Source organism: Micromonospora sp. NPDC047707, from assembly GCF_040704235.1.
In the GTDB taxonomy this organism is placed as follows: Bacteria; Actinomycetota; Actinomycetes; order Mycobacteriales; family Micromonosporaceae; genus Micromonospora.
The window spans coordinates 77799-103602 of the sequence record NZ_JBEYSU010000016.1; the positions used below are offsets into that span (position 1 = coordinate 77799).

24 protein-coding genes, 1 tRNA gene and 1 pseudogene are annotated in these 25804 nt (G+C 71.9%); 10 read left to right on the plus strand and 16 right to left on the minus strand.

What is annotated here, in order from left to right; all coding sequences use genetic code 11:
• Positions 1–44: 44 nt before the first annotated feature.
• Entirely contained in the window at positions 45–548 is a 504-nt protein-coding gene (locus AB0873_RS18860; protein ID WP_366600981.1) for a pyridoxamine 5'-phosphate oxidase family protein, read from the minus strand.
• A gap of 77 nt (positions 549–625) precedes the next feature.
• Between AB0873_RS18860 and dcd the strand changes: the two genes are divergently transcribed.
• Positions 626–1204 (plus strand): dCTP deaminase, encoded by a 579-nt coding sequence (gene dcd, locus AB0873_RS18865; RefSeq protein ID WP_155329522.1) that lies wholly within the window; start codon positions 626–628, stop codon positions 1202–1204.
• A 108-nt stretch (positions 1205–1312) separates the two neighbouring features.
• Here dcd and AB0873_RS18870 read toward each other — a convergent pair whose 3' ends face one another.
• The 3 genes from AB0873_RS18870 to AB0873_RS18880 all read right to left on the minus strand — a co-directional run bounded on the left by AB0873_RS18870 (position 1313) and on the right by AB0873_RS18880 (position 5410).
• A complete protein-coding gene (locus AB0873_RS18870) occupies positions 1313–2323 on the minus strand; it encodes an NlpC/P60 family protein (RefSeq protein ID WP_366600982.1) in 1011 nt (336 codons plus the stop codon).
• A gap of 323 nt (positions 2324–2646) precedes the next feature.
• Complete coding sequence (locus tag AB0873_RS18875) at positions 2647–4842, minus strand: (Fe-S)-binding protein (RefSeq protein ID WP_366600983.1); 2196 nt, start codon at positions 4840–4842, stop codon at positions 2647–2649.
• 304 nt (positions 4843–5146) lie between these two features.
• Complete coding sequence (locus AB0873_RS18880; protein ID WP_155329525.1) at positions 5147–5410, minus strand: cell division protein CrgA; 264 nt, start codon at positions 5408–5410, stop codon at positions 5147–5149.
• 227 nt (positions 5411–5637) lie between these two features.
• Between AB0873_RS18880 and AB0873_RS18885 the strand changes: the two genes are divergently transcribed.
• The 4 genes from AB0873_RS18885 to AB0873_RS18900 are packed head-to-tail and all read left to right on the plus strand — an operon-like array spanning position 5638 to position 9044.
• Positions 5638–6441, plus strand: a complete 804-nt coding sequence (locus tag AB0873_RS18885) for a DUF881 domain-containing protein (RefSeq protein ID WP_366600984.1) — start codon at positions 5638–5640, stop codon at positions 6439–6441.
• Positions 6438–8108: a class E sortase gene (locus AB0873_RS18890; protein WP_366600985.1), complete on the plus strand. Its 1671-nt coding sequence runs from the start codon at positions 6438–6440 to the stop codon at positions 8106–8108. The genes AB0873_RS18885 and AB0873_RS18890 overlap by 4 nt, the downstream gene beginning before the upstream one ends.
• A gap of 6 nt (positions 8109–8114) precedes the next feature.
• Positions 8115–8390 carry a hypothetical protein gene (locus tag AB0873_RS18895; protein ID WP_366600986.1) on the plus strand — a complete coding sequence of 92 codons (276 nt, stop codon included), beginning with the start codon at positions 8115–8117 and terminating at the stop codon, positions 8388–8390.
• A gap of 3 nt (positions 8391–8393) precedes the next feature.
• Entirely contained in the window at positions 8394–9044 is a 651-nt protein-coding gene (locus AB0873_RS18900; RefSeq protein WP_155329529.1) for an aminodeoxychorismate/anthranilate synthase component II, read from the plus strand.
• Between the two features lie 7 nt (positions 9045–9051).
• Here the strand turns inward: AB0873_RS18900 and AB0873_RS18905 are convergent, their stop codons facing one another.
• From AB0873_RS18905 to AB0873_RS18925, 5 genes are all read right to left on the minus strand, one after another.
• Positions 9052–9747 carry an ElyC/SanA/YdcF family protein gene (locus AB0873_RS18905; protein ID WP_366600987.1) on the minus strand — a complete coding sequence of 232 codons (696 nt, stop codon included), beginning with the start codon at positions 9745–9747 and terminating at the stop codon, positions 9052–9054.
• Positions 9748–9814: 67 nt separating this feature from the next.
• Complete coding sequence (gene pknB / locus AB0873_RS18910; RefSeq protein WP_366600988.1) at positions 9815–11635, minus strand: Stk1 family PASTA domain-containing Ser/Thr kinase; 1821 nt, start codon at positions 11633–11635, stop codon at positions 9815–9817.
• On the minus strand, positions 11632–13011 hold the full coding sequence (locus AB0873_RS18915; RefSeq protein WP_366600989.1) for a protein kinase: 1380 nt from the start codon (positions 13009–13011) through the stop codon (positions 11632–11634). Before AB0873_RS18915 ends, pknB begins: the two co-directional genes overlap by 4 nt.
• A gap of 1 nt (position 13012) precedes the next feature.
• A complete protein-coding gene (locus tag AB0873_RS18920) occupies positions 13013–14518 on the minus strand; it encodes a penicillin-binding transpeptidase domain-containing protein (protein ID WP_366600990.1) in 1506 nt (501 codons plus the stop codon).
• Positions 14515–15891 carry an FtsW/RodA/SpoVE family cell cycle protein gene (locus tag AB0873_RS18925; RefSeq protein WP_230689145.1) on the minus strand — a complete coding sequence of 459 codons (1377 nt, stop codon included), beginning with the start codon at positions 15889–15891 and terminating at the stop codon, positions 14515–14517. Before AB0873_RS18925 ends, AB0873_RS18920 begins: the two co-directional genes overlap by 4 nt.
• On the opposite strand from AB0873_RS18925, the pseudogene AB0873_RS18930 reads away from it, so the two are divergent.
• Positions 15885–15989: pseudogene (locus AB0873_RS18930) on the plus strand (IS5/IS1182 family transposase); the annotation flags it as partial. The gene AB0873_RS18925 and the pseudogene AB0873_RS18930 sit on opposite strands and share 7 nt — an antisense overlap.
• Positions 15990–16030: 41 nt before the next feature.
• On the opposite strand, the gene AB0873_RS18935 reads toward AB0873_RS18930, so the two are convergent.
• The 3 genes from AB0873_RS18935 to AB0873_RS18945 are packed head-to-tail and all read right to left on the minus strand — an operon-like array spanning position 16031 to position 18744.
• Positions 16031–17467 (minus strand): PP2C family serine/threonine-protein phosphatase, encoded by a 1437-nt coding sequence (locus AB0873_RS18935; RefSeq protein WP_366600991.1) that lies wholly within the window; start codon positions 17465–17467, stop codon positions 16031–16033.
• On the minus strand, positions 17464–17949 hold the full coding sequence (locus AB0873_RS18940; RefSeq protein ID WP_155329535.1) for an FHA domain-containing protein: 486 nt from the start codon (positions 17947–17949) through the stop codon (positions 17464–17466). The genes AB0873_RS18935 and AB0873_RS18940 overlap by 4 nt, the downstream gene beginning before the upstream one ends.
• 6 nt (positions 17950–17955) lie before the next feature.
• A complete protein-coding gene (locus AB0873_RS18945; protein ID WP_155329536.1) occupies positions 17956–18744 on the minus strand; it encodes a DUF3662 and FHA domain-containing protein in 789 nt (262 codons plus the stop codon).
• A 222-nt stretch (positions 18745–18966) separates the two neighbouring features.
• On the opposite strand from AB0873_RS18945, the gene AB0873_RS18950 reads away from it, so the two are divergent.
• The 3 genes from AB0873_RS18950 (at position 18967) to AB0873_RS18960 (ending at position 21034) form a co-directional block, all read left to right on the plus strand.
• Positions 18967–19052: transfer RNA gene (locus AB0873_RS18950), tRNA-Leu, on the plus strand.
• A 105-nt stretch (positions 19053–19157) separates the two neighbouring features.
• The gene (locus tag AB0873_RS18955; RefSeq protein WP_155329537.1) at positions 19158–20231 is read left to right on the plus strand and encodes an NAD-dependent epimerase/dehydratase family protein; all 1074 of its coding nucleotides are present in this window, start codon (positions 19158–19160) and stop codon (positions 20229–20231) included.
• A complete protein-coding gene (locus AB0873_RS18960) occupies positions 20228–21034 on the plus strand; it encodes a WecB/TagA/CpsF family glycosyltransferase (RefSeq protein ID WP_366600992.1) in 807 nt (268 codons plus the stop codon). The genes AB0873_RS18955 and AB0873_RS18960 overlap by 4 nt, the downstream gene beginning before the upstream one ends.
• Positions 21035–21106: 72 nt before the next feature.
• On the opposite strand, the gene AB0873_RS18965 is transcribed toward AB0873_RS18960, so the two are convergent.
• Complete coding sequence (locus AB0873_RS18965; protein ID WP_366600993.1) at positions 21107–22978, minus strand: S8 family serine peptidase; 1872 nt, start codon at positions 22976–22978, stop codon at positions 21107–21109.
• 219 nt (positions 22979–23197) lie between these two features.
• On the opposite strand from AB0873_RS18965, the gene AB0873_RS18970 reads away from it, so the two are divergent.
• Entirely contained in the window at positions 23198–23800 is a 603-nt protein-coding gene (locus tag AB0873_RS18970) for a hypothetical protein (RefSeq protein WP_366600994.1), read from the plus strand.
• Here AB0873_RS18970 and AB0873_RS18975 read toward each other — a convergent pair.
• The 3 genes from AB0873_RS18975 to AB0873_RS18985 all read right to left on the minus strand — a co-directional run bounded on the left by AB0873_RS18975 (position 23768) and on the right by AB0873_RS18985 (position 25439).
• Positions 23768–24169, minus strand: a complete 402-nt coding sequence (locus AB0873_RS18975) for a hypothetical protein (protein WP_155329541.1) — start codon at positions 24167–24169, stop codon at positions 23768–23770. The two genes, AB0873_RS18970 and AB0873_RS18975, sit on opposite strands and share 33 nt — an antisense overlap.
• A gap of 197 nt (positions 24170–24366) precedes the next feature.
• Positions 24367–24588: a DUF397 domain-containing protein gene (locus AB0873_RS18980; protein WP_366600995.1), complete on the minus strand. Its 222-nt coding sequence runs from the start codon at positions 24586–24588 to the stop codon at positions 24367–24369.
• Complete coding sequence (locus AB0873_RS18985; protein ID WP_366600996.1) at positions 24558–25439, minus strand: helix-turn-helix transcriptional regulator; 882 nt, start codon at positions 25437–25439, stop codon at positions 24558–24560. The genes AB0873_RS18980 and AB0873_RS18985 overlap by 31 nt, the downstream gene beginning before the upstream one ends.
• Between the last annotated feature and the right edge of the window lie 365 nt (positions 25440–25804).

The following is a 25804-nucleotide window of genomic DNA, read 5'->3' on the forward strand; positions in this document are numbered from 1 at the left end:
CCTTCGGAGCCGGCACCGGCGTTTTCCGGGCCGAAGCCGAGGACTCAGGCCGCCCGGCGGGCGAGCGCCACGTGGGCGTCCGAAGCGCGGCGGGCGCCCGGATCGAGCCAGACCTGGACGGCGGGCCGCCCCAGCCCGCCGACGGAGTCGTGGCGGGCGAGCATCGCGACGTCGACGGTGAACTCGAAGAGCCGCCAGTCCACCTGGGAGGCGGCGCGGTGCAGCTGGGCCAGGCGGGCCACCCGGGCGGGATCGGTCACCGGGCGGGCGTGGCCCGCGACGTACGCCTCGTCGTCGCTGTCCTCGGCGGGGAAGGAGTGGAGCGCGTAGCGCCCGTCGCGTTCCAGGTCGCGCCGTTTCGGCGAGTCGATCACGAAGCAGAACAGGCCCTCGTCGGTGACGACGGGAGAGACCGGGTGCACCCGGGGCCCGCCGTCGGCACGGACCGTGGCCAGGTAGGCCAGGCCCGGCCCGTACTGCTGGAGGAGACGACGGATCCCGTCGGCGAGGCGGGGCTCGTCGGCGGCGAATTCGGACCAGGAAGCCATGCCGGCATTCTATCGAACAAATGTACGAACAGCACGCCGACGCCGGACTCGACCGTCGTGCTCGCTATGGTGGTGCGATGCTGCTCTCCGACCGCGACCTGGTCACCGAGATCAAGGCCGGCACGCTGGCGCTGGAGCCGTTCGACCCCACGCTGGTGCAGCCGTCGAGCATCGACGTACGGCTGGACAAGCTCTTCCGGGTCTTCAACAACCACCTGTACACACACATCGACCCGTCCCGACAGCAGGACGACCTGACGTCGGTGGTCGAGGTGCCGGACGGCGAGCCGTTCGTCCTGCACCCCGGCGAGTTCGTGCTCGCCTCGACGCTCGAGGTGATCTCGCTCGGCGACCAGCTCGCCGGTCGCCTGGAGGGCAAGAGCTCGCTCGGCCGGCTCGGGCTCCTCACCCACTCGACCGCCGGCTTCATCGACCCCGGTTTCTCGGGCCACGTGACGCTGGAGCTGTCGAACGTGGCGAACCTGCCGATCACGCTGTGGCCGGGCATGAAGATCGGCCAGCTCTGCATCTTCCGCCTCTCCTCGCCGGCCGAGCACCCGTACGGATCCGCGGTCTACGGTTCGCGGTACCAGGGGCAGCGCGGGCCGACGCCGAGCCGCTCCTGGCAGAGCTGGCGCACCTGGCCGACCCGCTGACACACGGCGGGCGCGAGCCCGCGCCGACCCACCCGTACGCCCACTGAGTCGGAGACGACGCGCGGCCCCGGTCACGATGACCGGGGCCGCGTCGAACTCACCTGTGGATCAGCCCGGGCGACGGAAGCCCTTGATCGTCTGACCCATCCGGTTGATGCTCGCGACCTGCACCGGCTTGCCGGCCCGCGGCGCGTGCACCATCAGATCGTTGCCGAGGTAGAGGCCGACGTGGCTGGGCCAGAAGACCAGATCACCAGGGCGCGCCTCGGATCGGCTCACGGCTCGACCTTCGTTCCACTGCGCCCCGGTGTAGTGCGTCAGGTAGATGCCGGCCGCCTTGTACGCGTACTGGGTCAGGCCGGAGCAGTCGAACGAGTTCGGCCCGGTGGCACCCCAGACGTACGGGTCGCCGACCTGAGCACAGGCGGTCCTGATGGCGATCCGGGCGGCCTCGCTGACCACGCCGTTGATGGTCGGGCAGCCGGTCACCTTGACCGTCGTCTTGGGCAGCGACGCCTGCAGGCGCTTGATCTCGGCGTCGATCTGCTTCTTGCGGGCGGCCAGTTCGGCCTGCTGCGCCTCCTGGGTGGCGATCAGCGCGTCGAGCTTCTGCTTCTGGTCGTCGTACTTCTTCCGCACCGCCAGCACGCCCTCGAGCTCCTTGCGCTCCTGGGCGGCCAGCCGGTCCAGCATGGTGACCTGCTCGCCGAGCAGATCGGGCTTGCCACTGACGAGCAGGGCGCCGATCTCCTGCGACGGCCCGGTGATGTAGTACCGGGCGGCGAGGTCGCCCACCCGGTTCATCGCCAGCTCGCTCTCGAGAGCCAGCGGCGTGATCTTCTTCTGCAGTTCGTCCGACTTCTTCTTGTTGACCTTGAGCTGAGCCCGGACCTTGTTGTACTGCTCGATCGTGGGTTCCAACCGCTCCCACTGCTTGTCGATCGCAGCCTCGATCTCGTCCACCGACGGCTCGGCGTACGCGGGTGCGGCGAGCGCGCCGGCACCGATGGCTACGGCGGCGACCAGGGTGAGCAGACGGTGGACGGCCCGGCGCAGGCCGCCCGGGCGGCGGGACCGTCCCGGGACGGGACGACGAGGGGGCGTGGTTGCCACCGGCACCGACTCCTTTTGCAACCTGACCGCCGGGCGCCTCGCGACGGGGAAGAGGGGCGAGGCAGACGATCCACAGCGGCCGACGACCCACATTAGGGAACGTCCGTAACGGAATCAAGACGGCCAACGTCCCCATCACTGCTCTGCGACCGCCCGCGTACAGCGGGTGCACGACGTCGGGGACGGTGACAGTGTCCATACGACACCGAGACCCGGGCTGCCCTCCTGCTGGCGAGCTCCGCCGCCACCGCGGCCGTCATCGTCCCGACCACGTCCTGAGACGACGGCGGCGGCACCGTCGGGTGCCGCCGCCGTCGAAGCGGTACGTGTCAGCCGGCGACCGGCTCGCTCGCCTTCTCGCCCTGCGCCTGCTGGGGCTTGACCGAGCGCAGCAGCACGCTGGCCACGTCGACCACCTCGACCTGCTCGCCGGCGCCCTTGCCGTTCACGCCGTCGTTCAGCATCGTCGAGCAGAACGGGCAGCCGACCGCGACGGTCTTCGCACCGGTGGCCATGGCCTCCTCGACCCGGTCCACGTTGATGCGCTTGCCGATCCGCTCCTCCATCCACATCCGGGCACCGCCGGCGCCGCAGCAGAAGGAGCGCTCGCTGTTCCGCGGCATCTCGGTGATCTCGCCGTTGATGGCGTCGCCCAGCACCTCGCGCGGGGCGGCGAAGACCCGGTTGTGCCGGCCCAGGTAGCAGGGGTCGTGGTAGGTGACGCCGCCGTCGACCGGCTGCACCGGGGTCAGCTTGCCGGCGGCGACCAGGTGGGCCAGCAGCTGGGTGTGGTGGACGACCTCGAACTCGCCGCCGAGCTGGCCGTACTCGTTGCCCAGCGTGTTGAAGCAGTGCGGGCAGGTCGCGACGATCTTCCGCTTGCTCTTCTCACGGCCCTCGAACGCCTCGTTCAGGGTCTCGACGTTCTGCTGGGCGAGCATCTGGAAGACGAACTCGTTGCCGATCCGGCGGGCCGGGTCGCCGGAGCAGGTCTCGCCCTCACCCAGGATGGCGAACGAGACGCCGGCCTCGTTGAGCAGCGTGGCGACCGCCCGGGTGGTCTTCTTGGCCCGGTCCTCGAAGGCGCCGGCGCAGCCGACCCAGAACAGGTACTCGAAGTCGTCGACCTCGCCGACCCGCGGCACCTCGAAGTCCAGGCCCTTGGTCCAGTCCTCGCGGGTGTTCTGCGGGGCGCCCCACGGGTTGCCCTTGTTCTCCAGGTTGCGGAGCATCACGCCGGCCTCGGACGGGAAGCTCGACTCGATGAGGACCTGGTAGCGGCGCATGTCGACGATGTGGTCGACGTGCTCGATGTCGACCGGGCACTGCTCGACGCAGGCGCCGCAGGTGGTGCAGGACCACAGCACGTCCGGGTCGATGACGCCGTTCTCCTCGGCGGTGCCGATCAGCGGCTTGTCGGCCTCGGCGAGCGCCAGCACGTCCATGTGGGCGAGCTGCGCGGCGGTCGCCTTCTCCTCACCGGTCAGGTCCTTGCCACCGCCGGCCAGCAGGTAGGGGGCCTTCGCGTACGCGTGGTCGCGCAGGCTGAGCACCAGCAGCTTCGGCGACAGCGGCTTGCCCGTGTTCCACGCGGGGCACTGCGACTGGCAGCGACCGCATTCGGTGCAGGTGCTGAAGTCCAGCAGGCCCTTCCAGGTGAACTGCTCGACCTGCGCGACGCCGAACTGGTCCTTCTCCGGGTCGGCCTCCTCGAAGTCGAGGGGCTTGCCGTTGCTGGTCATCGGCTTCAGTGCGCCGAGGCCGGAGCCCTTCCGGCCCGGGTTGCGCTTGAAGAAAATGTTGGGGAACGCGAGGAAGCGGTGCCAGGCGACACCCATGGTCACGTTCAGCGAGATCACGATGAGCCAGGTCATCGAGATCACGATCTTGATGACGGCGGCCACGCTGACGCCGGCGTCCCAGTTCGGCAGCAGGCCGCCGACCGCGTGGCTGAGCGGGGCCGCCCAGACCGGGTACTCGAAGTGGTCGGTGGCGACCTTGAAGCCCCGGATGAGGAAGCCCATGATCAGGACGGCGAGGATGATGGCCTCGACGAAGTAGCCCTGCCACATGGTCGAGCCGGTGAACCGGGACTTACCCCCGGGCCGGGTCGGGCGGTTCCTCAGCCGGATCGTGATCAGCACCAGGATGCTGACGATGCCGAGGATGCCGAGCCACTCGGTGACCAGACCGTAGAGGGCCCACCCGCCGACCAGCGGCAGCCCGCCGGTCGGCGAGACGACCTCGAAGTACGCCTCGAGCACGAGCAGTGACAGCACGATGAAGCCGACCATCACGAACCAGTGCGCGGCGCCCACGACGCTCCACCGGAGCATCCGGGTGTGGCCGGCGGTCTCGGCCAGCATGGTCTTCGTCCGGGTGGCCTTGTCGCCGAAGCGCGTCGGGTCGGGCTGACCCAGCCGGATGACTGCCGTCATCTTCATGACCGCGCGTACGGCGAGCCACACCGCCACGGCGGTGATGGCGGCCGCGACGATCGTGGTGACGATCTGGACGCTGCCCATCGAGTCGGCCCTCCCCGGTCTGCTGCTGCGTCGAGCGGCTCGGCGACCGGCTCCCGGATCAGGGGGCGGTCGGCGGATCGCCGCTGCCGCACCCTCGACCGGACCGGTCGATGACCTCGCTCCGCTCGGTCATGCAGTGCAGCCTACGCGCAAGGTTACCCAGCGGTAACGTGAGTCTTCTCGCACCTCGGCCACGCCGCCCTGCGCACACCATAGGGGGCCCCGCCCGGCGCTGCCGGGCAGGGGCCGCGCCGAGTGACGTGGTTCCTCCCGGCCTCGACCGGGACGGGGAGATCCAGGGAGGTCAGCGCCAGCGCGAGAGCAGGATCAGGGAGGCGACCATGGCGCCGAAGCCCACCGCGAGGTTCCAGTAACCCCACGACATGACCGGGTACTCCTGCTCGGAGAGGTAGTAGACCACCAGCCAGCCGATGCCGACGACGATGAGCGCGACCGCCGTGATGGGCAGCCAGACCGGGCTAGGCTTGCGCGTCGCCGCCGTCGCCGTCGGACGTACGTCCGTCGGCGGGGTGTACACCTTCTTCTTGCGGACCTGAGACTTGGGCACGACGCTCTCCAGAGGGGGTGACGACCTCGTCCGGCCTGACAACCGGGCGCGAGGGCGACGGTCCTTGGCCAATAATGTTCGACAGCTAGCGTAGTCCCGAAGACCCGTCCAAGCCACGAAAGGGTCTTCTCCGGTGCTCGGACCTCCCCGATCGGGGGTCGGACGGGTCGCCGGCCGGCAGTGTCGCCGGGACAGGTTGGCAACGTGACGAGGGGAAGGAACGCCCCGTGGAGTACACATCCGGCGCGGCCTCCTGGCAGAAGGCCCTCCGGCGGGCCGGCGCGGCGCTGCTGCGGCGCCCCCGGCGACGACGCCCCGGATGGTCGATCGGCGTGCCGCTGATCGCGGCAGCCGCCGGGCTGCTCTTCACCACGACCGCCACCACCGCCGGGGGAACGACCCTGCGCGAGGACCGGCGCCCCCAGCTCAACCAGCTCATCCAGGACCGCCGGGACGAGGTGGCGGCGAACGAGCAGCAGGCCGCCGCGCTGCGCGAGGAGGTCGAGGGCCGCACCACCGCCCTCGCCCAATCGGACGGGCCGATCAAGGAGCAGCAGGACCGGGCGGCGGCCAGCCGCGAAGCGGCCGGCTTCACCGCGCTCACCGGGCCCGGCGTGGCCGTGGAACTCAACGACGCTCCGCGCCGTGGGGACGGCACTCTCCCCGCCGGGGCGACCAACGACGACCTGGTCGTCCACCAGGGCGACGTGCAGGCCGTGGTGAACGCGCTCTGGGCCGGCGGCGCGGAGGCCATGTCAATCATGAACGTCCGCGTGCTCGCCACCAGCGCGGTACGCTGCGTCGGTAACACCCTGCTGCTGCACGGCCGGGTGTACTCCCCTCCGTTCAAGATCGTAGCGATCGGTGATCCCGCCGCCCTCACGCGGGCCCTCGCCGAGTCTGAGGGAGTCCGGTTGTTCAGGGACCTGGTCGACACCTACAAGCTCGGATACTCGGAGACCATCTCCACCGTCACGGTGCCGGCGTTCGATGGCTCGACGACCCTGCGCTCCGCGACGGTGCCCAGGTGACCAGGACGCCGGACGACTGGTGGGACGATCGGGACGGCCGGCACCGGGACCGGAGCGACGAGCCCACGGCGTTCCTTCGCAAGGTCGACCGCCCGACCCGCGACCCCCACCGTCCGGAGCCCCCGCCGGCGGCTCCCGGCCCCCCGCCGAACCAGCCACCGCAGCCGTCCGGCGCACCGCCGTACACGGCGAACCGGCCGGCCGGACGATGGCCCGAGCCGATGGTGCCGCCCCGGCCGCCCGCACCGGACCGCCCGTCCCCGCTCGCCGGCGGTCCCGGGCCCGGTCACGCCGCCCCGCCACGGTGGCCCGGCACCGGGGCCGCACCGGTTCCCCCGCCACCGCAGGACGCCACGCGACGCCCCGACCCGTTCGGGCATCGCCCCGAGGCCGCCCGCCCCGACCCGTTCGGGCACCGTCCCGAGGCCGCCCGCCCCGGCACGCCCCCGCAGCCCGGCCCCGTGCCGTCCGTCCCGCCCGAGCCGGCCCCGCAGCGGCCCGCGGCTCCCGGCGACGCGGCCAGGCCGGTGGAGCGGCCACGCCCCGGAAACGACGTACGGCCGGTCACCGCCGGCCCCGGCGTCGACCGAGAGGCCCCGCGGCCGCCCCGCGACCGGGCCGGCCCGCCCGGTGACGCCCCGACCGCGATCATCCCGGCCGCGACGGCCGCGCGCCCGGGTGCCGGCGGAGGCGGCGGGAACCCGCGCACCGACTCCGCTCCCGCCTCTCCGGCGCCGCCCGGCGACCCGAACGCCACCGCGCTGATCCCGGCGGTGCCTCGCCGTACGCCGCCGGCGCCCGCGCTCGACTTCACCGCCCTGATGGGAGCCGTCCCCCGCCCGCCCCACACCGAGGAGCCGGCCGGCGACGGCGGCCCCCCGGAACCGCCCGCGCCGCGCCGGGGCGAACGGGTCGTCAAGCTGCGCCCCGAGCAGACCGGCGAGGGCTACAAGAGCGTCTACTCGGAGCTGACCCGCCCGACGCTCGGCTCCCGCCTGCGCGGCGGCATCCGCGTCACCGGGGAACTGCTCATCACGTTCGGCCTGGTGGTGCTCCTGTTCGCCGGGTACGAGGTCTGGGGCAAGTCGGCGATCGTCGACGCCCACCAGAACGACCTCAGCCAGCAGCTTGCCCAGGCCTGGGGCCCGACCGGCGATCCCACCGTCGCGCCGTCCGCCGGTCCGTCGGCGTCCGCCAAGCCGCCGACGCCGGTCCAGGGCAGGCCCATCGCCGGGCTCTACATCCCGAAGCTGGACAAGAACTGGATCGTCGTCGAGGGCGTCACCCAGAAGGACATCCGGTACGCACCCGGCCACTACCCGAAGAGCGCCATGCCCGGCCAGGTCGGCAACTTCTCCGTCGCCGGCCACCGCAACCGGGCCACCTTCTGGCGGCTCGACGAGCTGAACGAGGGCGACACGATCGTGGTGGAGGACCGCGACAACTGGTACGTCTACCAGGTGACACGCAACCACATCGTCACACCGACGCAGGTGGAGGTGGTGGCGCCGGTGCCGGGAAAGCCCAGTGCGCGGCCGACCACGGCGATGCTCACCCTCACCACCTGCAACCCCAAGTTCGACAACTACGAGCGGCTGATCATCCACGCGAAGCTGACCCGGAAGCAGGCCAAGTCGGCGGGTCGCCCGGCGGAGCTGGGGAACTGAGGGGTCATGTACGCCTGGATCTGGCGGAAACTGCCGTTCGGACTGCCCGGCAAGCTCACCGGCAGCCTGCTGCTGGCCGCGGCCATGGTCGCGCTGCTCTGGTACGTGGTCTTCCCCTGGGCGGAACCGCTGCTGCCGTTCGACGACGTGCAGGTCACCCAGGACTCCGGCGTACCCGGTGATCCGCTGCCCGCCGACGGGGAGACGCCCGCCGGCGACGAGCACGACCTGCCGTACGACACCGACGAGAACAACACCCCGCCACCCTCCCCGGAAGAGTGACCCGTGCGCGTCCTGGTCATCGACAACTACGACTCGTTCGTCTTCAACCTCGTCCAGTACCTGGGCCAGCTCGGCGTGGACTGCGAGGTACGCCGCAACGACGAGATCAGCGTCGCCGAGGTCGGGAAGGTCGGCGCGGACGGCGTCCTGCTCTCCCCCGGGCCGGGCAGCCCGGACCGCGCCGGCATCTGCCTCGACGTCATCCGGGAGTACGCGGGCACGCTGCCCCTCTTCGGCGTCTGCCTCGGTCACCAGGCGATCGGGGAGGCGTTCGGCGCGACCGTCGCCCGTGCCCCCGAGCTGCTGCACGGCAAGACCTCGGAGGTCCGGCACCACGACGTCGGCGTGCTGGCCGGCCTGCCGGATCCGTTCACGGCCACCCGCTACCACTCGCTCGCCGTCCTGCCGGAAACCCTGCCGGACGAGCTGGAGGTCACCGGCTGGACCGGCTCCGGCGTGGTGATGGCGATGCGGCACCGGACGCTGCCGATCGAGGGCGTCCAGTTCCACCCCGAGTCGGTGCTGACCGAGGGCGGTCACCTGATGCTGGCCAACTGGCTGGCCTCCTGCGGGTACGCCGAGGCGTTGACGCGCGCGCCCGAGCTGGCCGCCGAGGTGGAAGCCCGCCGCCGCGCCGCCTTCAGCGCCGGCTGACGGGCGGTCAGCTCGTCAGCGCGTCCCGGACACCGGAATCCGCGGGCGAGTGGACCGCGGGCGGCCGACGCGGCACGGCGTCCCACGCCGCCTTGCCGCTGGCCAGGTAGTCCCGGATCGTCTTCTCGACGAACAGGGCGGTCCCGCAGCCGGGGCAGCGGGCGATCACCCCGTCGACGTCGAGGCCGAGGTGGCGGCAGAGCGTCACCGCGCGGGAGACGTGCCAGGACTGCGTGACGACCAGCGCCCGCTCGACTCCGTACACCTCACGCGCCCGTGCGCAGCTGTCGTAGGTGTCCAGGCCGTACGGGTCGGCCACGATCCGACGCGGGTCGACACCGAGCCGTTCGGTCAGGTAGGTGGTCATGACCGCCGGCTCGTCACCGGACGCGCCGCCCCCGTCGCCCGACACCAGCACCACCCGGGCCCGCCCGCTGTGCACCAGCTCGGCGGCGGTCTCCAGCCGGCCGGCGAGCCGGTTCTCCGGGTGCCGCCGGTCCGCCGCCACCGCCGTGCCCAGGACGATCACCACGTCGGCGGCGGGGGCGTCGGCCTCGTCGTACACGTGGCCGCGGGCGCCGGCCGTCGTCCACAACCAGGGCAGGCTGGCGACGAGCAGCGCAGTCAGGCCCAGGACGGCCCCGCGCGCCAAGCGCCGCCGCCACCGGTACGCGTGACCCCCGGGTGCGGCAACCGCGATCACCGGACGAACCCGCCGAGAAATGCGCAGCACATCCCGCGCGTCCTCCCGATGACCGGCGTGGATCGCGTCAGTCGGCGCTCTGGCGAGCCGGCGGCGTGGTCGGGAACAGCGGGAGGCCGCCTCCGCCGCCACCCGGGGGCGGGGTGGTCGGCGGGGTCGTCGGGGTCGAGGTCGGATCCTGCGTCGGCTCCTGGGTCGGCTCCTCCTGCGGCACCGTCACCACGATCGTCACCGTCCCGTCCTTGGCGAGCGGGCTGCCCGCCTTCGGGTCCTGCGAAACGACCCGTCCGGCTTCCTCCGGCGGCACCGGGTCTCCCCGTTGGACCCGGACCTTGTAGCCGGCGTCCCGCAGCTCGTCCTCCGCGTCCTCGCGGGTCTCGCCCACCACGTCCGGCACCTCGCGGACGTTGCCCTTCGAAACCTCGAGAACAACCTCGGTGCCTTCCGCCACCGCAGTGCCGGAGTCCGGCGTCACCTTGACGACGATGCCCTTCGGCTGGTCGTTGTCGACGTCCTTCCGCTTGGGCACGAGCTTGAGTTCCTTGAGCCGTTCGGCGGCGCTGTCGTACTGGCCGCCGACGAGGTTGTTGGGGATCGAGACCTCCTGCGGACCGCCGCAGACCCGGACCGTGACGACCTGACTCGGCTCCAGGCGGGCGTCCGGGCCCGGTGACTGGTCCGTCACCTGCCCCTTCTTGCAGGTGGCGTTGAAGACGGGGTCGCCGGCGTCCGGCGTCAGGTTGGCCTTCCGGATCTCCGCGAAGGCCGCCTCCTGGTTCATCCCGGTCACCATCGGGACGATGGCCTGGGCGGGTTCCCGGTTCCACAGCAGCGCGGCGACCAGGGCGATCACCGCGAGAACGCCGAGCGCGGCGAAGGTGGCGATCAGCCAGGACGACGCCTTGCGGCGGCGGGGGTCGCCGACCCGGGCCGGGATCTGCTGGGTCCGCGGGCCACCCACCGCGGCGGGCGGGTAGCCGGCGCCGGCCGGGGCGAGGTGCGTCGTCTCCTCCTCGCGCATGACCGGGGTGGCGAGCACCGGGCGGCCGGCGGCGGCGCGGAGCAGGTCGGCGCGCATCTCGCCGGCGCTCTGGTAGCGGTTCAGCGGGTTCTTCGACAGGGCCTTGAGCACGATCGCGTCGACCGCCGGGTTGACCTCCGGGTTGAGGTCGCTCGGCGTCGGCGGCGCCTCCCGTACGTGCTGGTACGCGACGCTGACCGGGCTGTCACCGACGAACGGCGGGTGCCCGCAGAGCAGCTCGAACAGCACGCAGCCGGCGGCGTAGACGTCGGAGCGGGCGTCGACCGCCTCGCCCCGAGCCTGCTCCGGCGACAGGTACTGCGCGGTGCCGATCACGGCGCTGGTCTGCGTCATCGTGGTGGCACCGCTGGCCAGGGCCCGCGCGATGCCGAAGTCCATGACCTTGACCTGACCGGTCTGGGTCAGCATGACGTTGCCGGGCTTGATGTCCCGGTGGATGATGCCGTGCCGGTGGCTGAACTCCAGCGCCGCGCACATGTCGGCGCAGATCTCCAGCGCCCGCCGCGGCTGGAGCCGGCCCTCGGCGCCCAGCACCTCCTTGAGGGTCCGCCCGTTGACGAACTCCATCACGATGAACGGCAGCGTCTCCCCGGTGGGCGCCTGCTCCTCGCCGGTGTCGTACACAGCGACGATGGCCGGGTGGTTGAGGGACGCGGCGTTCTGCGCCTCCCGGCGGAACCGCATCTGGAAGGTGGCGTCCCGGGCCAGGTCCGTCCGGAGCATCTTGATCGCGACGTCCCGACCGAGCCGCAGGTCGCGACCGCGGTGCACCTCGGCCATGCCGCCGTAGCCGAGGAGCTCGCCGACCTGGTACCTGCCACCGAGCAGGCGGGCCTGCGCTGTCATCGCGTCTGTCGTCCTTCGCTCGTCGTCGTCACGTCGCCGCCCGGCCGCGGCAGTTGCTGTCGACGGTACGACGTCCCAGCCGGTTCGTCGCGTCCGTCGAGCCGCAGCACGCCGGACGTCACCGTCCGCGGTGCCGGCGTGCCGGGTTCCCCGGGCAGCGCCGACGACCGCAGGTTGTAGGAAATCACGCCGGAGCAGACCAGTACCAGTACGGCCAGGAGGATGACGAGGAACACCATCCCGGGCCGGGACCGGCGCGCTGGCGGCGGCGGAGGAGCGGGCTTCGGAGCGTACCCCGGTCGGGTCGGCGCCGACGGCACCGCCGCCGCGCCGTGCGGCCGGACGGGCTGCGCGGCCGGCGGTCTCGGCGCCGACGTGGCCGCCACCACCGGCGGGCGGGGCGGTGCGACCGGCGGGCGGGGTGCCGGCGACGCGGCCGCCGGCGGACGGTGGGCCACCGGCGGCCGGGCCGTCGCCGGCGGCGGCACCTGGGCCCGGCCGGGAGCCGGCGACGCCGGCGAGACCGGGTTCGCCCGGCCCGACGCGCGGGCGGCCTGGGAGAGCTGGACCTTCAACTGGCGGGCCACCCCGGCCAGCGCCGCCGCGCTCGGCCAGCGGGCCGCCGGGTCCTTCGCCATGGCCCGCTCGACCACGGTGCGCACCTGCGGCGGGATGTCGGCGGGAAGCGGCCGGGCCGTCTCCTGGACGTGCCGCATGGCGATCTCGAGGGGGTTGTCGCCCTCGAACGGCCGCCGGCCAGCGAGGCACTGGTACGCGACGACGCCGAGCGCGTACACGTCCGAGGCGGGGGTGGCGACCCCGCCGATGGCCTGCTCCGGCGAGATGTACGAGGCGGTGCCGAGCACCGACCCGGCGGCGGTGAGCTGGGCGACCAGGTCGGAGCGGGCGATGCCGAAGTCGGTGAGCACCAGGGTGCCGTTCGGCCGGACGAGCAGGTTCCCGGGCTTCACGTCGCGGTGCACGATGCCCTTGACGTGGGCGGCGTGCAGCGCGTCGGCGGCCTGGGCGACCAGCGCCATCGTCCGGGCCGGGGTGAGCCGCCCGACCCGGCTGAGGGTCGCCGAGAGCGCATCGCCCTCCACGTACTCCATCACCAGGAAGGCGATCTGCTGGTCGCTGCCGAAGTCGTAGACGTCGACCACCCCGGGGTGGTTGATGGTGGCCATCGTCCGCGCCTCGCCGCGGAACCGCTCGGCGAAGTCCGGGTCGTCGAGCAGGGCCGGGAGCAGGCATTTCACGGCGACCGTCCGGCCGAGCACCTGGTCGGTGCCGCGCCAGACGTCGCCCATGCCGCCGCTGGCGATCCGCTCGTCGAGCCGGTAGCGGTTGCCGAGCTTCACCCCGGGGCTGAGCATGTCAACGGCTCCCCGGATCGGCGATCGCCGCCCGCATGATCTGGCCACCGATCCGGGCCGCCTCGGCGCTGCCGCCGTCGCCGGCCTCCTCCAGCAGGACGCAGACCGCCGAGACGGGGTTGCCGTCCTTGTCCAGCGCGAAGCCGATGAACCAGCCGTGGTCGCGGGTGTTCGGGCCGGACTGGGCGGTGCCGGTCTTGCCGCCGACCGTGTAGCCGCTGATCCGCGCGTTCCGGCCGGTGCCGTCCTCGACGACGCTCACCATCATCTCGCGCAGGTCGGCGGCGACCTGGCCGCTCACCGGCTTGCGCAGCTCGCGCGGCCGGGCGGTGTAGTAGTCGGTGGTGCGGTCCGGGCCGAGGAGCTGGCGGACCAGGTACGGCCGCATCTGGCTGCCGCCGTTGGCCACGGTCGCCGCGATCAGGGCGCCCTGGAGCGGGGTCATCCGCACGTCGCGCTGCCCGATGGAGGACTGGGCGAGCGCCGCCGGGTCGTCGCCGCCGTCGGCGTTCTCCATGCTGCCGGTCCGGCTGGCCGCGACCGGGTGGCCACCCTCACCGAGCCGCCCCACGGTCAGGTCGTCCTGCTCGAAGCCGAACTGCCGGGCCTTCTCCTTGATGGCGTCGGCACCGAGCCGGACGCCGAGCTGGGCGAAGCCGGTGTTGCACGACTCGCGGACCGCCTCCTTGAGGGGGACCTGCGACTCGGGGCAGATCGACTGGGCGGCGTTGCGGATCGGCGTGCCGGAGGTGGGCGGGGTGTAGCTGGCCCCGGCGGGGATCTGGGTCTCCTGGGTGACCCCGTTCTCCAGGGCGGCGGCGGCCACCACGATCTTGAAGGTCGAGCCCGGGGGAAGCACCTCGCCGAGCGCCCGGTTCTTCAGCGGGCCGTCCGGGTTCCGCTCCAGCTCGTTGAACGCGGCCGCGGCCTCGTCGGTGTCGTGGCTGGCCAGCGGGTTCGGGTCGAAGCTCGGCATGGAGACCAGCGCCTGCACCGCACCGGTACGCGGGTCGATCGCGATGGCCGCGCCCTTGGTCACGCCGTTGCGGTTGTCGCGCAGTTGCTTGAACGCGACGTCCTGCGCCCGCTTCGAAATGGTGAGGAGCACGTTGCCGCCGGCGGTCTGGTCGCCGGTGAACAGGTCCTTGACCCGGTTGGCGATCAGCTGGTCGCTGGTGCCGGCGAGGAAGTCGTTCTCCGACTTCTCGATGCCGCGGTCGGCCAGGTTGACCGGCTTGTACCCGAGGACGTGGGCGTACTGCGCCCCGCCCGGGTACGTGCGCAGGTAGGTCAGCTCGCCGCTGGTCTCCTTGCTGACCGCGAACGCCGTACCGCCGGCCTCGATGTTGCCGCGCTTGCGCTTGTACTCGGCGACCTGGACCCGACCGTTGTAGTCGCTGTTGCGGTACTCGTCCGCCTTGTAGGCCTGGATCCAGTTCAGGTTCGCGAAGAGCAGCCCGAACAGGACGATCACGACGACGCCGACGCGGCGCAGGGGTGCGTTCACGGCTTGATCACCTCCGTGGGGGCACCGTGCAGCTGCTCCGGCGGACCACCCGCCGGCCGGGTCACCCCGCCGCCGCCGGTCACCGGCCGGCGGGCGCCGTCGGAGACCCGGAGCAGGACCGCGATGAGCAGCCAGTTCGCCATCAGCGAGGAGCCACCGGCGGAGAGGAAGGGGGTGGTCTGGCCGGTGAGCGGGATCAACTTGCTGATCCCGCCGACGATCACGAAGACCTGCAGGCCGAGCGTGAACGCCAGGCCACCGGCGAGCAGCTTGCCGAACGAGTCGCGCACGGCCAGGGCGGCGCGCAGCCCCCGCTCGACGATCAGCAGGTAGATCACCAGGAGGGCGGAGAGGCCGAAGAGTCCGATCTCCTCTCCGATGCCGGCGAAGATGAAGTCGTTCTGCACCTCGGGCAGCTTGAGCGGCTGGCCGCCGCCGGGCCCGGCCCCGAAGAGGCCACCCGTGCCGAGGGCGAGCAGACCCTGCACGAGCTGGTAGCCGTCCTCGTACGGGTCGGCGAACGGGTCCAGCCAGATCTCGGCCCGCAGGTAGAAGTTGGCGAACGGTCCGCCGACGGTGCTGCCCAGCACGTACGCCAGGTAGGCGCCGCCGAAGAAGAGCACGAGACCGATGAGCAGCCAGCTGACCCGCTCGGTGGCGATGTACAGCGTCACCACGAACATGCCGAAGTACAGCAGCGAGGTGCCCAGGTCCTTCTCGAAGACGAGGACCAGGAGGCTGATCAGCCAGACCACCACGACCGGGCCCAGGTCCCGTCCGCGCGGGAAGTCGACGCCGAGGATCCGGCGGCTGGCCAGCGAGAGCACCTCCCGCTTACGGACCAGGTAGTACGCGAAGAAGGCGAGCAGGGCCAGCTTGGCGAACTCGCCGGGCTGGATGGAGAAGCCGCCGACGCGGACCCAGAGCTTGGCGCCGTTGATCTCCGAGATGCTCGACGGCAGCACCGCCGGGATCATCACCAGCACGATGCCGGCGAGCCCCAGGGTGTACGCGTAGCGGGAGATCGAGCGGTGGTCGCGGACCACGAGGAGCAGCCCGGCGGCGAGGACCACCGAGGCCAGCGTCCAGGCGAGCTGCCGGCCCCCGGTACCGGCGAAGATCGCCAGGTCGGCCCGCTCGGCGGGGGTGGCCCGGGCCAGGTCGAGCCGGCGGAGGAACCCGACTCCGAGACCGTTGAGCAGTGCGACCGCCGGGAGCAGGGCCGGGTCGGCGAAGGGGGCCAGGAACCGGATCGCCACGTGCAGCGCGAGGAAGACCGCGCTGAGCGCGGCGGCCGGCACCCAGAAGTCCGGGGTGACGGTTTCGAGCACGTTCGCCTCGACCATCGCCGCGTACGCGGCGACCAGCACCATCGCGACCAGCAGCAGGGACAGCTCGGCGTTGCGCCGGGACCGGGCCAGGCGTACACCGGGCTGCCCGCCCGCGGTGGCGGGCGGGGATGCCGGGGTGGCCGCTGCGGTCACGGAACGTCCTGACGGGTCGAGCCGACGCTCACTCGGGCGACCGGCAGGCGGCCGGGTCGACGGTCGGCGTGACCGGGTCCGAGGGCAGGGCGTCGGGCGTGGTGGTCGGGGCCGCCGGCAGCCCGGTCGCGGCCGGCGTGGTCGGCGCCGCGCTGGCGGTGGGCGTGGCCGTTCCCGGCGCCACGGTCGGCGTCGGGGTGGCCGTGACGGCGACCGCACTCGGGGTCGGGCTCGGCGGGCAGGTCGGCTTCAGGTTGGGGTTCGTCGGCGTGTCGGCGGTCAGCTCGGCCAGGCGGCGCTCCGCGTCCGGCTCACTCTTCGCCGGGATGCCCTGCTTGACCTGCTCCTGCGCGGCGAGCGTCAGGTCCTCCAGGTCGGCCGGGCTGGTGGAGTGCACGGTGGAGAGGTCCATGCCGGCGATCTGACCCTGGATGCCGCGGAAGACGGCGACCTGGCCCTCCTCGGTGGCCCCCACGTAGTACTGCCGCTGCGTGTAGCTCCACCCGCCGAACACCGCCCCGCCCAGCAGGACGAGCAGCGCCAGCGTCATCGCCGCGGCGCGCACCGGCCGGTGCCGGCGGCGCTCCGGCTCGTCGTCGGCGCTGGCCGCCGGCTCCTCCGGCGCGGCCGGCCGTGGTGCGGAGAGCGCCGAGGCGCGGGCCGCCGGCGTGGAGACGTCGGCGGACGTGGCCATGCCCCGGTCCCGGGAAGCGGCACCGCCGACGATCGGGCTCGCCTCGACGATGTCCTGGTCGGTCGCGTCGGCGATGATCACGGTGATGTTGTCGGGGCCGCCGCCGCGCAGCGCGAGCTGCACCAGCCGCTCGACGCACTGCTGCGGATCGGTGTACTCGCGCATGGTCTCGGCGATGGTGTCCGCGCTGACCACGCCGGACAGACCGTCGCTGCAGATCAGGTAGCGGTCGGCGGGAAGCACCTGACGGACCGAGTACTCCGCGTCGATGTCCCGGCCGTCGAGTGCCCGGGTCAGCAGCGACCGCTGCGGGTGGCTGCTCGCCTCCTCGGCGCTGATCCGGCCCTCGTCGACGAGCATCTGGACGTACGTGTCGTCCTTGGTGATCTGGGCGAACTCGCCCTGGCGCAGCAGGTACGCCCGCGAGTCACCGATGTGCACCATGCCCAGCTTGCTGCCGGAGAAGAGGATCGCGGTGAGCGTGGTGCCCATACCCTCCAGCTGGGGGTTGGCGTCCACGGTCTCGCGGAGCTGCTGGGTGGCGTTGTTGACGGCCGAGCGGAGCGCGTCGACCAGGGCGTCACCGGGGACGTCCTCGTCGAGTGGCGCCATGGCACCGATGACGATGTTGCTGGCGACGTCACCGGCAGCCATGCCGCCCATGCCGTCGGCCACGGCGAGCAGCCGCGGCCCGGCGTAGACGGAATCCTGGTTACCGTCTCGGATCAGACCGCGGTCACTGTGGGCCGCATAGCGCAGGGTCAGAGTCATGGCCGTAATTCGAGTGAAGTGCGGCCGATCCGGATCGGCACGCCGAGGGGGACGGGGGTTGGTCCGGTGACCTTAGCGCGATCCAGGTACGTGCCGTTAGTCGAACCCAGGTCCTCGACGAACCACTGCCCGTCGCGCGGCACCAGCCGGGCGTGTCGCGCGGAGGCGTAGTCGTCGGTGATGACGAGGGTGGAGTCCTCGGCGCGACCGATGGTGATCTGCGCTTCGCCGAGCGTGATGCGGGTGCCGGCCAGCTGGCCGGCGGTCACCACCAGCTGGTGCGCCGCCCGTCCCCGCTTCACCTTGGCCGGCTTCGACGGCTGCCCCAGGGAGGCGCCGACGCCGCGGGGCGCCGCCACCAGCCGGCCCGACCGGGCCCCCGCGAAGAGGTCGCGGCGGATCACTCCGACCACCGTGAACACGAAGATCCACAGCAGGATCAGGAACCCGAACCGGGCGACGGTGATGACGAGTTCCGGCAAGGCGGATCAGCCGTCCACGCGGAAGGTCAGCGTCGTGGTGCCGAGCTGGATCATGTCACCGGGGTTGAGGGCGACGGCGGAGACCCGCTGGCCGTTGACCATCGTGCCGTTGGTCGAGCCGAGGTCGGTCAGCACGACCTGACCGCCGTCGAAGTCGAGCCGGGCGTGCCGGCGGGAGATGCCGACATCGGGCAGGCGCAGGTTGGCCTGGTCGCCGCGGCCGATGACGGTCGAGCCCATCTGGAGCGGGTAGGTGCGCCCGTCACCGGAGACGAGCCGCACGTTGCGGCCGCCGCCGTGGCCGGGCGGCTGGCCGTAGCCGCCGCCCTGGTCGTACGCGGGGTACGCCGGCGGGCCGGCGTCGTAGCCCGGGGCGGGCGCCGGGGCGACCTCGCCGCCGGTGTAGACCTCGGCGGTGACCCGGAACATGCCGGTGTCGAGGCCCTCACCCCGTTCGATCTCGACGATCACGTCGCCGTAGACCGTCCACGCCTGCTCGCCGATGAACTCCGCCTGCGACTGGGCCAGCTCCTGGGCCAGCGCGGCGGCGTACGGCGCCAGACGGCTGTGGTCGTACGGCGAGAGATCGATCACGTAGCGGTTGGGCACCAACGTGCGCCCACCGGCCAGGATCGCCTTGTGCGCCTCGGCCTCCCGCTGCATGGCGTTGAGGATCTCCACGGGGTGGACCACCCCTTTGAAGACCTTGGCAAAGGCCCCTTCGACCAGGCCTTCCAGACGCTTCTCGAAGCGTTGCAGCACGCTCACCGGCTCCTCCTCGGGTCCCGAGGACATGATGGTATCCGGCCGGCGCGCGCGCAGCTCACACGCCGCTCGGCCGGATGGCGGCGGCCCGTTCGGCCGGGCCGATTTCGTCGTGCTAGTCTTTCGTCCGCCGCGAACGGTAACCGCCACACAGGGTAACGGTTCGCGGCAACGACCGGGAGCCGCGTAGGATGGCCGGGCCCGCTGGAGACGGTGGGTCGGACGCAGTACAGTGTTCCGGGTCGAAGCCACGGGGAAGTGGCGGAATGGCAGACGCGCACGGTTCAGGTCCGTGTGCCCGAAAGGGCGTGGGGGTTCAACTCCCCCCTTCCCCACCATGACGAGGGCTCCGCGCTAGCGGGGCCCTCGTGGCGTATCGGGGCATGTCGTACGTCACGCTATGCTCCGATGGTTTCTGCCACCGACGGACGATGGGGTGTCGTGTGAGTGTCGCGTTCGTGACCGGGTCGGGCGGGCTGATCGGCTCCGAGGCGGTCCGGCACTTCGCCGGCCTCGGGCTCGACGTGGTCGGTATCGACAACGACATGCGGCAGTACTTCTTCGGCAAGGATGGTTCGACGTCCTGGAGTCTGGCCCGCCTCACCGCCGACCTGGGCGACGCCTACACCCACTACTCGGTGGACATCCGGGACCGTGCCGGCCTGGAGAAGATCTTCAAGAAGTACGGCTCCGACATCGCGGTCGTGATCCACAGCGCCGCGCAGCCGAGCCACGACTGGGCCGCCAAGGAGCCGTTCACGGACTTCGACGTGAACGCCGGCGGCACCCTCAACGTCCTGGAGAACACCCGCCAGTACGCGATCGACGCGGCCTTCATCCACTGCTCGACCAACAAGGTGTACGGCGATCGTCCGAACAGCCTGCCACTGGTCGAGTTGGAGACCCGGTACGAGCTGCCCACGGACCATCCGTACTACGAGGGCATCCCCGAGGACATGTCGATCGACGAGTCGCTGCACTCGATCTTCGGAGCCTCGAAGGTGGCCGCCGACGTGATGGTCCAGGAGTACGGCCGGTACTTCGACATGAAGACCGCCTGCTTCCGGGGCGGCACCCTGACCGGTCCCGCCCACTCGGCAGCCGAGCTGCACGGCTTCCTGGCCTATCTGATGCGCTGCGTCATGGAGGGCCGGACGTACAACCTCTTCGGCTACAAGGGAAAGATGGTTCGGGACGCCATCCACTCCCGTGACGTGCTGACCGCCTTCGAGGCGTTCTTCCGCGAGCCGCGGTCGGCTCAGGTCTACAACCTGGGTGGCGGCCGGCACTCGAACACCTCGCACATCGAGGCGTTCCGGATCGCCGAGGAGATCGCCGGCCGCGAGGCGCGGATCAACTATGTCGAGAAGGCCCGGACCGGCGACCACCAGTGGTACGTCAGCAGCATGGCCCGGTTCGAGGAGCACTACCCGAACTGGAAGATCAGCTACGACGTGCCGATGATCCTCCGTGAGATCTACGAGGCCAACGTGGACAAGTGGGTGCCCCAGGCATGAGTGGTCGCGGCAAGCGGAACGTCCTCGGTGTCCTGGTCGACGCCACCGACTACGCCGAGGCGACCGAGGCGGTCGTCGCGGCGGCGCACGAGCGCCGGCCGCTGGCACTCACCGCCCTCGCGGTGCACGGCGTGATGACCGGGGTGCTCGACCCCGCGCACAACGCCCGGCTCAATTCGTTCGACCTGGTCACCCCCGACGGGCAGCCGGTGCGCTGGGCGCTCAACCTGCTGCACGGCGCGGGCCTGACCGAGCGGGTCTACGGCCCGACGCTGACCCTGCACGTGCTCCGCCGCTTCGCCGAGGAGGGGCTGCCGGTCTACCTGTACGGGTCCACCGAGGAGACCCTCGCCAGGTTGATCCCGGCGCTGGAGCGGATGTTCCCGGCCCTGAAGATTGCCGGGGTGGAGCCGTCCAAGTTCCGCGCCGTCCAGCCCGGCGAGGACGCCGAGATCGCCGACCGCATCAAGTCCAGCGGGGCCCGGCTCGTCCTGGTCGGGCTTGGCTGCCCCCGCCAGGAGGTCTTCGCGTACGCGATGCGGCCGCTGCTCGACATGCCGCTGATGGCGGTCGGAGCGGCCTTCGACTACCACGCCGGCCTGCTCAAGCAGCCGCCGCCGTGGATGCAGCGGGCCGGCCTCGAATGGTTCTGGCGGCTCGGCCTGGAGCCGAAGCGCCTCTGGCGCCGGTACGTGATCCTCAACCCGGTGTACCTCGCCCGGCTGGCCGCGCAGAAGACCGGGGTGTGGAAGGCGGAGCCACCCGCCCCCGCCACCAAGCGCCCCGCCGGTTTCGCGGTCTGACCAGCCGTCCCCGGACGGCACGAGGCCCCTCCCGGTGCTCCGGAAGGGGCCTCGGCCCGTGGGAACCAGGTCTCAGAGGGTCAGCGTCCAGGTGTTGATGTAGCCGGTGTCGCCGGAGTAGACGTCCCGCACCTGGAGTCGCCAGGTGCCGTTCGCCGCCTCGCTCGACAGGTTCACGGTGTAGGTGGCGTTGACGTTGTCCGTGCCGTCCCAGAAGCTGCTGTTCTTCAGCCGGTAGGACGAGCCGTCCGGGGCGACCAGGTCGATGACCAGGTCACCGCGGTAGGTGTGCACGATGTTCACCGCGACCGTCGACGTCGCCGAGGCGTTCCGGTTGCAGCCCGAGATCGTGATCGTGCTGGCCACCGTCGCGCCGGTGTCCGGGATCGCCACGTCGCTGCCGTTCGTGCCGGAGCAACCGCCGCCGGTGCCGGTGACCGTCAGCGTGTACGTCGCGGTCCGGGTGCCGGAGGCGGCCGTGCCGGTCACGGTCACCGGGTACGTGCCGGCCGGGGTGCTGGCCGAGGTGCTGATGGTCAGCGTCGACGACCCGCCCGAGGTGACCGTCGCCGGGTTGAACGTGGCGGTGGCGCCGGACGGCAGACCGCTGGCCGAGAGGCTCACCGACTGGGCGGAACCGTTGGTGGTGGCGGTGGCCACGGTCGCGGTGACGGAGCCGCCGGGCGCGGTGGAGCCGGAGGTCGGCGACACCGAGACCGAGAAGTCGTTGGGCGGCGGCGGGGTGTCGCCGTTGACCACGTAGAGCAGCCGGTTCGGGGTGCCGGTGCCCGGGTTCGTGACCACGTTCGGGGTGGCGTTGGTGACCAGGTAGTCCCGGACCTGCTGCGGGGTCCACGACGGGTTGGCCGAGAGCACCAGCGCCGCGGCGCCGGCGACGTGCGGCGACGCCATCGAGGTGCCGCTGATCGTGTTCGTCGCGGTGTCGTTGGTGTGCCAGGCGGACGTGATGCTCACGCCCGGCGCCAGGATGTCCACGCAGGTGCCGAAGTTGGAGAAGCTGGCGGCGGCGTCGTTGTTCTGGGTGGCACCGACGGTGATCGCCGGCGCGGCGCGGGCCGGGGAGTAGTTGCAGGCGTTCTGCCGGTTGCCGAGGAAGTCGCCGTTGCCGGCGGCCACCGCGTACGTGATGCCGGAGTTGATCGAGTTGATCACGGCGTTGTCGACGGACGTGTTCGCCCCGCCACCCAGGCTCATGTTGGCGACGGCGGGCTTGACCGCGTTCGCGGTGACCCAGTCGATGCCGGCGACGACTCCGGCGTTGGTGCCGCTGCCCTGGCAGTTGAGCACCTTGACGGCCACCAGTCGGGTGGCCTTGGCGACGCCGTACGCCGTACCGCCGACGGTGCCGGCGACGTGCGTGCCGTGGCCGTTGCAGTCGGTGTTGTTGCTGTCGGCGGTGTTGGTGCCCCAGGTCGCCCGGCCGCCGAAGTCGGAGTGCGTCGTCCGGATGCCGGTGTCGATGACGTACGACGTCACGTTGCCCGCCGTGTTCGGGTACGTGTACGAGCTGTTCAGCGGCAGGTTCCGCTGGTCGATCCGGTCGAGGCCCCAGGACGGGGGGTTCGTCTGGGTACCGGCGATCGTCACGGTGTGGTTCTGCTCGACGTACGCCACCGCCGGGTCGGCGGCCATCCGGGCGGCCGCCTGCGCGCTCATCCGCAGCTCGGCACCGCGCAGGGCCGCGCTGTACGTCCGGGCCACGGTGCCGCCGTGCTTGCCGACCAGCCGGTTCAGCGACGACCCGACGGCCGCCCGGCTCACCGCGCTGTCCTTGAAGACGACGATGTAGCTGTCCCGGACGGCGGTGGCGCCGCCGGCGCTGAGGACCGTACCCACCGGCTCGGCGGCGAGAGCCGGTGTCGCGGTGGCCACCATGGCCAGCGCGGCCACCCCGACCAGGACGGACCTGCGTGGGATACCCATCTCCTACCTCCCTCCGAACGGCCGTCGACCGTCCACCCGCTCGTGGCGAGTGAATCGATGACCGCCGATCGAGCTGAGGGTAGAGCGCGATGAACCGCGAACTGAACATGTCGAGTTGTCCATAACACCGGCAGGATGACCCCTACGGGGCCGGGTTACGGGGTCAACGGGGGACCGGCCCGGATCCGCGCGACGCCGGATCGGGCAAGGCTGTGCACCATGGAGAGTCAGCTCGTCGTCCTGCTTCCGCTCGCCGTGGTGTGGTTGGCCGCCGGCTGGCTCGCGGACCGGCTGCCCGGGGCGACGTACGCCCGCGACCTGCGCCGGCAGGCCGGCCGGGTGCTCGCCCTGACCGCGACCGGCCTCGTCCTCACGGCGACCGTGCTGGTCGTCGGCCTCTCCGGCGGCGGCTCGTCCCCGGCCGACCGGGCCGCCGCCGGGCTGGGCCTCGCCGTGGTCCCGGCGATCGCGGTCGCGGCCTGCGCCGTCCGCCGCGTCCGCCGCCTGTGGGCGGGCGCCGGTGCCTTCGCGGCGGCGCCGGCCACCCCCGCCCCGCACGGCCTGCGCGCCGCCGCGGCTCATCCGCTGGTCGGGCTCCCGGTGCAGCTCACCGGCCTGGCGATCCTCCCGGCGCTGGCCGCCGCGCTCGCTCCCGGCGTGCTCACCGGCGACGGCGCGACCGGTCCCGCGATCACCGTCGGCGCGCTCGGCGTCGTCGTGATCGGCGTCCGTCACGCCCTGCGCCACAACCGCCTGGTGGAGCGGGCGACGCCCCCGGCCCGGCCCGGGTCAGCGCGACCGGCCGGAGCCCTGCACGTATAGCAGTTCGAGGATGGCCCGGGTCGCCTCGAACCAGCGGTCCAGCCAGCCCGGCGGGGGCACGCTGCCCTTCGGCGGCAACTCCATCAGCAGGCCACGCAGCAGCGGGTGGTCGACGAGCGACTCGTGGGATTCCGGCCGCCAGCCGCCGGGCGGGTAGGACGGCTCGGTCAGCGGGTTCGGGTCCAGCGAGGGCAGGGTGAGCGGCGGGCCGGCGGGCTCCGGAGCGGGCGCCTCCCGCTCACCGACCTCGGCGTCCGACGACACGACCTCGGTCAGCACGGTGTCCCGGCGCGCCCCCCGGTACTTGCCCCCGAACCGCTCCGGCTTGCCCGGTCCGTTGGTGAGGTTCTCTGACCCGATCGTCGTCATCCGTCTCGCCTGCCTCGCTCGGTCGCCGATCCGTGCGGCGGTTGTCGACCAACGCCGTACCGACCGGTTCAACGAGACGGGACCGATGTGGCGACGGGGACACGCGCGGTCGTGCACGGCGCCGCCCACCGGCGGCGGGTCAGGGCATGCCGATGTCCCCGTCCGGTCCGCGCCGGACGGGGACACAGGGTCGTCGGTCAGTCCCGGTGGAAGCCGCCACCCCGGGCGCCGGTGACGAAGGAACGCCACCCACCCGGGCTGAAGATCAGGGCCGGACCCGACTTGTCCTTCGAGTCCCGCACGCCGACCGCCCCCGTCACGTACGCCACCTCCACGCAGTTGTCGCAGTTCGGCCCGCTCTTCGAGCTCTTGAACCAGGTGGCCTGCGTCAGGTCCACGGGGAACTCCTTGGTCGCCATTTCCACAGCGGCTCCTCTACCAGTTTCGCGATGTGTGCGATGGACTCCTCCGGACGAATGGCCGCCGCGCGGATGTGATCGAAGATGAAGCTGTACTTCTGCAGTTCGTCGCTCTTCTCGAGGAAGAGCCCACCCGTGGCGTTCTCCGCGTACACGACATCCGGATCACCGGGCTCGGGGAAGCTCAGGATCGTGAAGGTGCCGTCCATGCCGGCGTGCGCCCCCACCTCGAAAGGCAGGATCTGCAACGTCACGTTCGGCAGCTCGGCCACTTCCACCAGCCGTTTGAGCTGGTCACGCATCACTGCGTCCCCGCCAACCGGCCGGCTCACCACCGCCTCATCGAGCACCACCCACAGATCGACCGGATCATCCTGAGTCAGCAACGACTGTCGACCCAGCCGGACACGGACACGTTGTGCGACCTGTTCCGGCGTGAAGTCGGGTCGGGCGGCGCGGATCATCGCGCTCGCGTACTCCTCGGTCTCCAGCAGCCCGGGCACGACCTGCTGCTCGTACGCCCGGATGGAGCTGGCGGCCGCCTCCAGCCCGACGTACGCCCCGACCAGCACCGTGCTGTACGGATGCCACCAGCCCTTCTGCCGGGCCTCCCGGGCGATCTGCACCAGCTCGTCGCTCTCGGCGCCCACCACGCCGTAGATCCGGAGCATGTCCCGGACGTCACGCGGCGTCGCCGTGGTGTGGCCCGTCTCGATGCGCGAGACCTTGGACGCCGAGCATTCGAGCTGCTCCGCGACCGCCTCGATGGTGATGCCCGCCGCCTCGCGCTGCCGGCGCAGCTCCGCGCCGAGCCGTCGGCGACGGATCGTCGGGCTCCGCCGCTCAGTCATGGCACCACCCCGCGCTCACGCCACGACCGGGGACCGCGGGGCGGCGACCCGGCTCACTCCTCGCACTCACGGCGACACCTCGGTTGCTGGTCGGACCGCCGGCTGCTGGCCAACCCCGTCCCCCTCCACCTCGACACACCGCCCACCCGTGTCGTCGCGCCGGCAGGAGCGCCGAAGGACGGGCGTTCGCGGCGGGGTGGGGTGGTGCCGGTCGTCGACCGGCCGCGACGGGCGAAACCGGTCCTCAGTGTGCCGTCCGAATGCGAACGGCTTCAAGCGTTGCATTGCGCGAGCCGCTCGCGTATCGGCAAAGTCGACGTGCAACTTGCATGTCGCACGCCGCTGATGCACTCTGTCCGTATGGC

Bases quoted from the DNA above. Each gene is read 5' to 3' on its own strand.
- AB0873_RS18860 (WP_366600981.1), bottom strand. From the start codon at position 548: ATGGCTTCCTGGTCCGAATTCGCCGCCGACGAGCCCCGCCTCGCCGAC.
- AB0873_RS18875 (WP_366600983.1), bottom strand. From the start codon at position 4,842: ATGGGCAGCGTCCAGATCGTCACCACGATCGTCGCGGCCGCCATCACC.
- pknB (WP_366600988.1), bottom strand. From the start codon at position 11,635: ATGACAGCGCAGGCCCGCCTGCTCGGTGGCAGGTACCAGGTCGGCGAG.
- AB0873_RS18925 (WP_230689145.1), bottom strand. From the start codon at position 15,891: ATGGTGCTGGTCGCCGCGTACGCGGCGATGGTCGAGGCGAACGTGCTC.
- AB0873_RS18965 (WP_366600993.1), bottom strand. From the start codon at position 22,978: ATGGGTATCCCACGCAGGTCCGTCCTGGTCGGGGTGGCCGCGCTGGCC.
- AB0873_RS18935 (WP_366600991.1), bottom strand. From the start codon at position 17,467: ATGACTCTGACCCTGCGCTATGCGGCCCACAGTGACCGCGGTCTGATC.
- AB0873_RS18895 (WP_366600986.1), top strand. From the start codon at position 8,115: ATGTACGCCTGGATCTGGCGGAAACTGCCGTTCGGACTGCCCGGCAAG.
- dcd (WP_155329522.1), top strand. From the start codon at position 626: ATGCTGCTCTCCGACCGCGACCTGGTCACCGAGATCAAGGCCGGCACG.
- AB0873_RS18970 (WP_366600994.1), top strand. From the start codon at position 23,198: ATGGAGAGTCAGCTCGTCGTCCTGCTTCCGCTCGCCGTGGTGTGGTTG.
- AB0873_RS18980 (WP_366600995.1), bottom strand. From the start codon at position 24,588: ATGGCGACCAAGGAGTTCCCCGTGGACCTGACGCAGGCCACCTGGTTC.
- AB0873_RS18945 (WP_155329536.1), bottom strand. From the start codon at position 18,744: ATGTCCTCGGGACCCGAGGAGGAGCCGGTGAGCGTGCTGCAACGCTTC.
- AB0873_RS18975 (WP_155329541.1), bottom strand. From the start codon at position 24,169: ATGACGACGATCGGGTCAGAGAACCTCACCAACGGACCGGGCAAGCCG.
- AB0873_RS18985 (WP_366600996.1), bottom strand. From the start codon at position 25,439: ATGACTGAGCGGCGGAGCCCGACGATCCGTCGCCGACGGCTCGGCGCG.
- AB0873_RS18915 (WP_366600989.1), bottom strand. From the start codon at position 13,011: ATGCTCAGCCCCGGGGTGAAGCTCGGCAACCGCTACCGGCTCGACGAG.
- AB0873_RS18960 (WP_366600992.1), top strand. From the start codon at position 20,228: ATGAGTGGTCGCGGCAAGCGGAACGTCCTCGGTGTCCTGGTCGACGCC.